This window comes from Cellulomonas sp. A375-1 (genome assembly GCF_001040865.1).
GTDB classification, from domain to species: Bacteria; Actinomycetota; Actinomycetes; order Actinomycetales; family Cellulomonadaceae; genus Cellulomonas; species Cellulomonas gelida.
Window position 1 is genome coordinate 39,748 of record NZ_LFKW01000153.1, and the last position, 9,012, is coordinate 48,759.

General features: G+C 73.2%; 9 protein-coding genes. 6 read left to right on the top strand and 3 right to left on the bottom strand.

Annotation, left to right across the window (positions count from 1 at the left end; translation table 11 throughout):
* Positions 1-11 precede the first annotated feature (11 nt).
* From CWIS_RS16580 to mnhG, 6 genes are read left to right on the top strand one after another with little or no spacing between them, the layout of a single operon-like run.
* Complete coding sequence (locus CWIS_RS16580) at positions 12-3,041, top strand: Na+/H+ antiporter subunit A (protein WP_048344443.1); 3,030 nt, start codon at positions 12-14, stop codon at positions 3,039-3,041.
* A complete protein-coding gene (locus CWIS_RS16585) occupies positions 3,038-3,556 on the top strand; it encodes a Na(+)/H(+) antiporter subunit C (RefSeq protein WP_048344444.1) in 519 nt (172 codons plus the stop codon). Before CWIS_RS16580 ends, CWIS_RS16585 begins: the two co-directional genes overlap by 4 nt.
* Positions 3,553-5,136 (top strand): Na+/H+ antiporter subunit D, encoded by a 1,584-nt coding sequence (locus CWIS_RS16590; protein WP_048344445.1) that lies wholly within the window; start codon positions 3,553-3,555, stop codon positions 5,134-5,136. Before CWIS_RS16585 ends, CWIS_RS16590 begins: the two co-directional genes overlap by 4 nt.
* Positions 5,133-5,696: a Na+/H+ antiporter subunit E gene (locus tag CWIS_RS16595; RefSeq protein WP_048344446.1), complete on the top strand. Its 564-nt coding sequence runs from the start codon at positions 5,133-5,135 to the stop codon at positions 5,694-5,696. Before CWIS_RS16590 ends, CWIS_RS16595 begins: the two co-directional genes overlap by 4 nt.
* Entirely contained in the window at positions 5,693-6,085 is a 393-nt protein-coding gene (locus CWIS_RS16600; RefSeq protein WP_048344447.1) for a monovalent cation/H+ antiporter complex subunit F, read from the top strand. The genes CWIS_RS16595 and CWIS_RS16600 overlap by 4 nt, the downstream gene beginning before the upstream one ends.
* Complete coding sequence (gene mnhG, locus CWIS_RS16605; protein ID WP_048344448.1) at positions 6,082-6,450, top strand: monovalent cation/H(+) antiporter subunit G; 369 nt, start codon at positions 6,082-6,084, stop codon at positions 6,448-6,450. Before CWIS_RS16600 ends, mnhG begins: the two co-directional genes overlap by 4 nt.
* A 21-nt stretch (positions 6,451-6,471) precedes the next feature.
* Here the strand turns inward: mnhG and CWIS_RS16610 are convergent, their stop codons facing one another.
* The 3 genes from CWIS_RS16610 to CWIS_RS16620 form a co-directional block, all read right to left on the bottom strand.
* Complete coding sequence (locus CWIS_RS16610; RefSeq protein ID WP_048344449.1) at positions 6,472-7,158, bottom strand: ABC transporter ATP-binding protein; 687 nt, start codon at positions 7,156-7,158, stop codon at positions 6,472-6,474.
* Between the two features lie 109 nt (positions 7,159-7,267).
* Positions 7,268-8,203, bottom strand: coding sequence for a hypothetical protein (locus tag CWIS_RS16615; protein WP_231583966.1), 936 nt, complete (start codon positions 8,201-8,203; stop codon positions 7,268-7,270).
* On the bottom strand, positions 8,200-8,688 hold the full coding sequence (locus CWIS_RS16620) for a hypothetical protein (RefSeq protein ID WP_048344450.1): 489 nt from the start codon (positions 8,686-8,688) through the stop codon (positions 8,200-8,202). The genes CWIS_RS16615 and CWIS_RS16620 overlap by 4 nt, the downstream gene beginning before the upstream one ends.
* Positions 8,689-9,012 lie beyond the last annotated feature (324 nt).

Here is a 9,012-nt window from a genome sequence, read left to right on the forward strand (position 1 = left end):
AGTCCGACCGCGTGCTGCTGCTGCTCCTCGTCCACCTCGCAGCAGCCCTCGTCGCGCCCACGCTCGTCCGGCTGTGGGGACGCAAGGCGTTCTGGGTCCTCGCCGCCGCCCCTGCCTCCGCCGCCGTCTGGGCGCTGAGCTGGACGTCGCAGGTCCAACGCGGTGACGGTCCGGTGCAGAGCGTCGAGTGGATCCCCGCGCTCGGGCTCGACCTGACGTTCCGCCTCGACACGCTCGCGTGGCTGATGACGCTCGTCGTCGGCGGGGTCGGTGCGCTCGTGCTCGTCTACTGCGCGGCGTACTTCTCGGTCTCGGCGCAGGGGCTCGGCCGGTTCGGCGGCGTGTTCGTCGCGTTCGCGGGAGCCATGCTCGGGCTCGTCACGTCCGACGACATGATCCTGATGTTCATCTTCTGGGAGCTGACGACCGTCACCTCCTACCTGCTGATCGGGCACTACAGCGACCGCAAGGCGAGCCGCCGCGCCGCGATGCAGGCGATCGTCATCACCACCGCAGGTGGCCTCGCGATGCTCGTCGGCGTGGTGCTGCTGGGTGAGGCCGCAGGCACGTACCGGCTGAGCGAGGTCGTCGCGCACCCGCCCGGCGGCGCGGCCGCGACCGCCGCGATCGCGTGCCTGCTGGCGGGGGCGGCGACGAAGTCCGCGCTGCTGCCGTTCCACTTCTGGCTGCCCGCGGCGATGGCCGCGCCGACGCCCGTCTCGGCGTACCTGCACGCGGCGGCCATGGTCAAAGCGGGCGTCTACCTGGTCGCACGGTTCGCGCCCGCGTTCTCGCAGCACGAGCTGTGGCGGTGGATCATCGTCGTGCTCGGCTGCGGGACGCTGCTGCTCGGCGGGTACCGCGCGCTGCGCCAGCACGACCTCAAGCTCGTGCTCGCGTTCGGCACGGTCAGCCAGCTCGGGCTCATCACGCTGCTCGTCGGCCTCGGCACGCGCGCCACCGCGCTCGCGGGCCTGGCGATGCTCGGCGCGCACGCGATGTTCAAGGCGACGCTGTTCCTCGTCGTCGGCGTGATCGACGCGGCCACGGGCACGCGTGACCTGCGGCGGCTGTCCGGCGTGGGCCGCGAGCTCAAGCTCACGGCGCTCGCGGGTGCGCTCGGCACCGCGAGCATGATCGGCCTGCCGCCGTTCGCGGGGTACGTGGCCAAAGAGGCCGGGCTCGAGGCGATCGAGCACCTGGAGGACAACGCCGTCGGGCTGATCGTCCTGGTCAGCGTCGCGATCGGGTCGGTGCTGACGGTCGCGTACGGCCTGCGGCTGTGGTGGGGCGCGTTCGCGACGAAGAAGGCAGTGGTCCCGGAGTCGGCGATCGCCCACGAGGCCGTCGCGACGCAGGCGGACGGCGCGCGCAGCCCCGGCTCGACGAGCCGCGTCGCGACGCAGCCCGACGCCGAGCCCGCCGCGATCTCCCACCCGTCGCTGCTGCTCGTGTGGCCCGCGATGATCCTGGGCGTGCTCGGGCTGGCCGTGGCACTGCTGCCGCAGCTCGGCGAGCACCTGCTCGACCCGTACGCGGACACGCTGGGTGTCGGCGAGCCCGGTCACCTCGCGCTGTGGGCGGGGTTCACACCCACGTTCGCGCTGACGCTGGTGATCCTCGGCGCCGGTGCCGCCCTGTTCGCGGTGCGGGAGCGCATCGAGACGCTGCAGGCGCGCCTGACCTACCGCGGCCCCGACGCCGACCGCATCTACCGCCGCTTCATGCGCCGGCTCGACGACGTCGCGGCGGACGTCACCGCGGCCACGCAGCGAGGCTCGCTTCCGTTGTACGTCGGCCTCGTGCTGGTCGTCTTCGTGGTCGGGGTCGGAGCGAGCCTGCTCGTCGGCGGTGCGTGGCCCGACGACGTGCGGGCGTTCGACCACCCCGCGCAGCTCGTGTTCGCCGGCGCGACGATCGCCTCGGCCGTGCTCGTCGCGCGCGCCCGTCGGCGTCTCAAGGCCGTCATCCTGCTCGGCATCGGCGGGTACGCGGTCGCGGGGCTGTTCCTGCTGCAGGGCGCGCCCGACCTCGCGCTCACGCAGGTGCTCACCGAGACCGTCACGCTCGTCGTGTTCGTGCTGGTGCTGCGCCGCATCCCGCCGTACTTCTCCGACCGTCCCCTCGTCGCCTCCCGCTGGTTGCGGCTCGCGATCGGCCTGGCCGTGGGACTCACGATCGCGGGGATCGCGCTGGTCGCGCCGTCGGCGCGCATCCACGCACCCGTCACGGAGCACTTCGCCGAGGAGGCGGTCGGCTGGGGCGGCGGCAAGAACATCGTCAACGTGACGCTGGTCGACATCCGCGCGTGGGACACCATGGGTGAGATCTCGGTGCTGCTCGTCGCGGCGACCGGTGTCGCGTCGCTCGTCTTCCTCTCGCGGCGCACCGGGCAGATCTTCCGGGCGCGGGACGCGGCACCCGAGCGGGCCGTGTGGGCGGGGGCCGACCCCATGGCGGCGCTGCGCCGCGGCACCGACCAGGCGCGGATCGACGCGCCGACGACGAACCGCGAGTGGCTGCGCGCGGGGTCGACGTTGGCCCCGCAGCGACGGTCGGTGATCTTCGAGGTCGTCGTGCGGCTGCTGTTCCACACGATGGTCGTCTACTCGGTGTTCCTGCTGTTCAGTGGGCACAACCAGCCCGGCGGCGGGTTCGCGGCGGGCCTCGTCACGGGGATTGCGCTGACCGTGCGCTACCTCGCGGGCGGCCGCTACGAGCTCGGCGAGGCGGCACCCGTGCAGCCCGGCGTGCTGCTCGGCACGGGCCTGTTCCTCTCGGCGGGTGTCGGGCTCGGCGGGCTGCTCGTCGGCGGCTCGGTGCTGCGCTCGTGGATCGTGGACCTGCACCTGCCGCTGCTCGGCGACGTGCACCTGGTGACGAGCCTCTTCTTCGACATCGGCGTGTACCTCGTCGTCGTCGGGCTCGTGCTCGACATCCTGCGCTCGCTCGGCGCGGAGCTCGACCGGCGTGCGGAGATCGGCGAGGACCCGCCGTTCGACGGCACGTTGCCGAGCCTCGAGGAGGGGGCGTCGCGATGATCGACATGGCGCCCAACCTCACGCTCGTCGTCGCGATCGCGGTGCTCTTCGCCGCGGGCGTCTACCTCGTGCTCGAACGGTCGCTGTCGCGCGTGCTGATCGGCGTGATCCTGCTCGGCAACGGCGCGAACCTGCTGTTCCTCGTGGCCGGTGGGCGTGCGGGGCGGCCACCGATCGTCGGGCTCGAGGACGAGCGGCAGATGTCCGACCCGCTGCCGCAGGCGATGGTGCTGACCGCGATCGTCATCACGCTCGGGATGACGGCGTTCCTGCTCGCCATGGCGTACCGGTCCTGGCAGCTGCATCGGCACGACGAGGTGCAGGACGACGTCGAGGACCGCCGCATCGCGCGCCTCGCGGCGATCGACGAGCGCGCATTCACGGACGCCGACACCGAGGCGACGCTCCAGTCGCTCGACGAGGAGGCCGAGGAGGCCCGCGACGAGGTGGACGACGGCCTGGTCCGTGAGGCCCGGCCGGACGACGAGCGGCGCGACAAGGAGGTGACACCGTGAGCGACTGGACCTGGGTGGTGCCGCTGCCGGTCGTCATCCCGCTGTTCAGCGCGGGCCTCACGCTCGCGCTGTGGCGGCGCCCGCGCGTGCAGCCGATCGTCTCGGTGACCGCGCTCGTGCTCGTGCTGCTGTCCTCGGTCACGCTGCTCGTGCTGGCCGACGACGGCCCGCTCGTCGTCGACGTGGGCGGCTGGGCCGCGCCCGTCGGGATCAACCTCGTCGCCGACCGGCTCTCGGCGCTCATGCTGTCGGTCTCGTCGGCCGTGACGCTGTGCGTCCTGCTCTACTCGCTCGCGCAGGGCCGGGACGACGACGAGGAGTCCGCGCCCGTCTCGATCTACCACCCGACGTTCCTCGTGCTGGCCGCGGGCGTCGCGAACGCGTTCCTCTCGGGCGACCTGTTCAACATCTACGTCGGGTTCGAGATCCTGCTCGCGGCGTCGTTCGTGCTCATCACGCTCGGCGGCACGCGCGACCGGATCCGCGCGGGGACCATCTACATCGTCGTCGCGCTGCTCTCGTCGGTGCTGTTCCTCGTCGCGATCGCCGCGGTGTACGCCACCACCGGCACGGTCAACCTGGCCCAGCTCGCGCTGCGCCTGCCGGAGATCGACCCGGGCACGCGCCTCACGCTGCAGGTGCTCCTGCTGCTCGCGTTCGCCGTCAAGGCGGCCGTGTTCCCGCTGTCCGCGTGGCTGCCGGACTCCTACCCGACCGCGCCCGCACCGGTCACCGCGGTGTTCGCGGGCCTGCTCACCAAGGTCGGCGTGTACGCGATCATCCGCACGCAGACGCTGCTCTTCCCGGGCGGTGAGCTCGACGACGTGCTCATGTGGGCTGCGCTCGCGACCATGCTCGTCGGGATCCTCGGCGCCGTCGCGCAGGACGACATCAAGCGTCTGCTGTCGTTCACGCTCGTCAGCCACATCGGGTTCATGCTGTTCGGCATCGCGCTGTCCTCGCAGGCCGGGTGGACCGCGGCGATCTACTACGTGGTCCACCACATCACCGTGCAGACCGCGCTGTTCCTCGTGGTGGGGCTCGTCGAGCGCGTGGGCGGCTCGACGTCGCTGACGCGTCTGGGCGGCCTGGCGAAGGTCGCGCCGGTGCTCGCGATCCTGTTCTTCGTCCCGGCGATGAACCTCGGCGGGATCCCGCCGCTGTCGGGGTTCCTGGGCAAGCTCGGCCTGCTGCAGGCGGGCGTCGACGCCGGCACCCCGTTGGCCTACATCCTCGTCGTGGGCTCGGTCGTGACCTCCCTGCTCACGCTGTACGCGCTGGTCAAGGCGTGGAACAAGGCGTTCTGGCAGACACCGCAGGACGAGCCGCGGCCCGTGCACCTGCCGTTCGGGATGGTCGGCCCGACTGCCGCGCTCATCGCCGTGGGGCTCGGGCTCACGTTCGCCGCGGGCCCGCTGTACGCGTACACCGAGCGCGCGGCGAGCGCGCTCACGCTGCGCACCACCTACGTCTGGGCGGTCCTGCCCGACGGCCTGCGAGGCGAGGGCGAGTCGGCCGACCTGAGCGAGGACGACCAGACCCCACCGCCCCCGGCCGACGAGGCGGGTGACGACTCATGAGCCTGCACGCACGCCGCGCGCGGCGACTGCCCTGGGGCACGGTGGCCTGGCTGACCGTCGTCTGGGTGTTCCTGTGGGGCGACCTGACGTTCGCGAACGTGCTCGCGGGCGTGGTGCTCGCGCTGCTCGTCACGCTCGGGCTGCGGATGACGCCCGTCGACTTCCACGGCCGGGTCCGGCCGTGGGGCGTCGCGAGGCTGTTCGGCCGGTTCGCGTGGGACCTGGTGCGCGCGTCGTTCGAGGTCGCGTTCATCGCGCTGCGGCCGCGCTACACGCCGCGCGGCGCCGTGATCGGCGTCCAGCTGCGCAGCCACTCCGACCTCTACCTGACGATGGTCGCGGAGCTGTGCTCGCTCGTGCCGGGCTCACTCGTCGTCGAGGCGCACCGCCTCACGGGACGCCTCTACCTGCACGTGCTCGACGTCGAGGCGGCCGGCGGCATCGAGGCCGCGCGCCAGGCCGTGCTCGACCAGGAGGAGCGCGTGCTGCGCGCGTTCGGGTCCGACGCCGAGCTGCGTGCGGCGGGCCTCCTGACCAGCCCGACGGGGGTCCGCTCATGACGTGGGTCGTGGTGGTGTGCGCGGTGATGATCACGATCGGCGCGGGGTTCGCGATCGTGCGGGCCGAGAAGGGTCCGTCGATGCTCGACCGGACCATCGCGCTCGACGTCACGGTGACCGCGGTGATCGCGGCGTTCGCGCTGTACGCGGCGGCGCAGCGGCGCACCGACGTGGTGCCCGTGCTCGTCGTGCTGTCGCTCGTCGGGTTCGTGGGGTCCGTGACGATCGCGCGCTTCGCGGCGGTCGAGCCCAAGGGTGAGGGCCGGGTCCGCACGCGTGAGGAGGTCGCGGCCGAGGAGGCCGCGCGGCGGGAGGCCGAGGAGGCCGAGCTGCGGGCGGGCCTCGACTGGTCCGAGCACGGCGGCTCGGCGGAGGGGGAGGTCCGATGAGCGCGTGGGACACGGCCGCGGACGTCGCGTCGGTCATCTGCATGCTGGGCGGTTCGTTCTTCGTGCTCGCCGCGGGCGTCGGGGTGCTGCGGTTCCCCGACCTGCTCGCGCGCATGCACGCCGGGACCAAGCCGCAGGTGCTCGGACTGATCCTGGTGCTCGTCGGGCTGGGCCTGCGGCTGCGGTCGGGCGGTGCGGTGTGGGCGCTCGTGCTCGTCGCCGTGTTCGGCCTGCTCACCGCGCCGGTCGCGGCGCACATGGTCGGCCGGGCGGGCTACCGCACGGGCAAGGTGCGCAGCGACCTGCTGGTGGCGGACGAGCTGACCCGCGACCTGGCTGAGGCCCGGACACGCGACGAGGAGTGAGCCCCGCCGGCGTGCCCGGCCTCAGCGGATCGAGGTCCGCGCCGACGGGCGGGCGACGAGCCGTCCGTCCTTGAGCTCGACGACGCGGTCGGCGAGCTCGGCGAGCTCCGGGTCGTGCGTCGCGACGACGACCGCGACCCCCGCGTCGCGCGCGGCGGCGACGAGCAGTCCGAACAGCGCGAGCGCGTGCCACGAGTCGAGCCCGGAGGTGGGGTCGTCGGCCAGGACCGCGCGCGGCTGGTGCACGAGCGCGCGCGCGACGGCCGTGCGCTGCCGCTGACCGACCGAGACGGCGGACGGCACGCGGTACGCCCCGGCGCCGACGAAGAGTCGGCCGAGCAGCGCCGCGGCGTGCTCCCGCGCGAGGTCGGCGGGGATCTCGATCCGCAGCAGGGGGAGCTCGACGTTCTCGACGAGGGTCAGCTCGGGGAGCAGCTCGTCGCCGGGGAAGACCAGCCCGAGCGAGCGCAGGCGGGTTGCGGCGAGCTCGTGCGGCCGCAGACCGGCGAGGTCGACGCCGTCGAGGCGGACGCGCCCGGACTCGGGCTGGGCGAGCCCCGCGAGGCACTGCAGCATCGTCGTCGTGCCCGAGCGGCGTGGGCCCAGGAGCGCGACGGCCTCGCCCTCGGCGACCTCGAGATGGGCGCCCAGGAGCTCGGCGGACGTTCCTGCGCGAGCGACGACGTCGCAGGCGGAGAGCACAGACATGGCGCCTCGCAGCGGTGCATGGGAAGTGCGGCGGTCACGGGAGGCAGGGGGCCATCCGTTGCGAGGCATCTTGGCGGGTGAATTGTGGTGACACGTCCAACTTCAACGATTAACCACGCCCGGAAATGGTGCCAAACCCCCTGAAATCACCCAGACGCCGAGTAGGAGCCAGACTCATCGGCACCGCGACGGCCGCGGCCGTGAGCACCCATGGCGAGTAGTCGAGCCCCAGGAACAGCCAGATGCTCGTGTGCATGACGGCCACGGCGAGGGCGAACGGCGCGCGCGTCCTGCGCCACGCGAGCCACACCGGCGCGGTGAGCTCGAGCAGCAGCGCACCCGTCGCGAGCGCGCCCGCGATCAGCACGTGATCGGCGACCCAGTGCCCGAGCCCGGACGCCGGCGCGTCCCCGCCCTGCCGCAGGATCCAGGACATGTTGTCCGACAGCGCCCACTCGACGCCCGAGTGCCGCAGCTTCTGCACGCCGGTCAGCCAGTAGACGACCGCGAGGACGGCCAGCGCCGCGCGCGGCGGCCACCCGAACGCGACCGTGCGCTCGTCGTCCTGCCCGCGTCGAGGCACGCGTGCGAACAGCAGCACGAACCCCACCCAGACCGTCATGACGTCGTTGTGCATGACCTTGCCCGACGAGCCCCACAGCGCGCACAGCACCGCGTACGCGGTCCACGCGACGACGAACCCGAGCTGCGCACGGCGCCGCGCGACCACCAGCCCGACCCCGCCGACGCCGATCACCGCGAGCGCGACGAGGAGGCGGTCGGGCACGTGCGGGGGGAGCCACGAGACGAACGTGAGCCCGTCGGTGAGCGCCGCGGGCCGCTCGGCGATGGCGCTCCAGTCCCGCGCGACCAGGCGCAGCCCGATCACGAGCGCGACGAGAGTGTGGACCTCGAGGAGCCGGAAGCCCGGACCGGGCGCGGTCAGGCGTGCGTCGATGCCGCGCACGAATCGCGCGACGCGGCCGCCGTCGGCGGGTGCCGGCGTGGTGGTGCCGGTCGGGGTGGGCGCCGGTGTCGTCGTCACAGCGGGACCTCCACGAGCCGGGTCGTGCCGTGCACCTCGCGCTCGCGCGTGACCGGGTCCATGGTCCACGCCGACCGGTCGACGGCGACCGCGACGTAGTCGTCCGGGTCGAGGCCCGCGACGTGCAGCCACGCGACCGCCTCGGCGTGCTGCTGGTGCGCGGACTGGTGGCGCAGGTCGACGAGCTGGTGGCTCGTGGTCGCCAGCACCTGGTCGTCGGGCAGGCGGACCGTCACCTGCGAGCTGTCGGGGCGGATCGCGACGAGGCTCGTGGTCGCACCGTCGGCGGTGCGCACGGTGCTGAACAGCCGGAACGACGTCACCGGCCACGCCTCGATCTCGGCCGCGGCGCCCAGCAGCACCACACCGAGCGTGCCCCAGGTGACCGCGCGCGCGATCCGCCGCTCACGGCGCCCGTCGATGTCCGCCACCTGCACCGTCCCGTCGTCGGACCGCTCGCCCGACGACGCCCCCGCGTCCCGCATGACTCTCCGTGCCTCCCGACGAGGGACCGCCGCCCCCGACCGGAACTCTGCCAGACCGCCCCCACCCCGCGGACCGCTTCTCACCGCACCCGAGCCAGCGGTCACTCAGCCCAAGCCGCCCCTGGGCCGGAGCGGCCGCTGTGTCGGCTGGGGGTCGTGAGGCGAGACAGTGGTTGCTCAGGCTGCGCCGGGCTTTGGCCGGAGTGGGCGCTGGGTCGTCGGGGGGTGGGCGAGACAGGGGTTGCTCCGGCCAAGCCGGGTGTGAGCCGGAGTGGGCACTGGGTCGGCGGGGGTTCGACCGGGGGCGACGGGGGGCGACGGGGG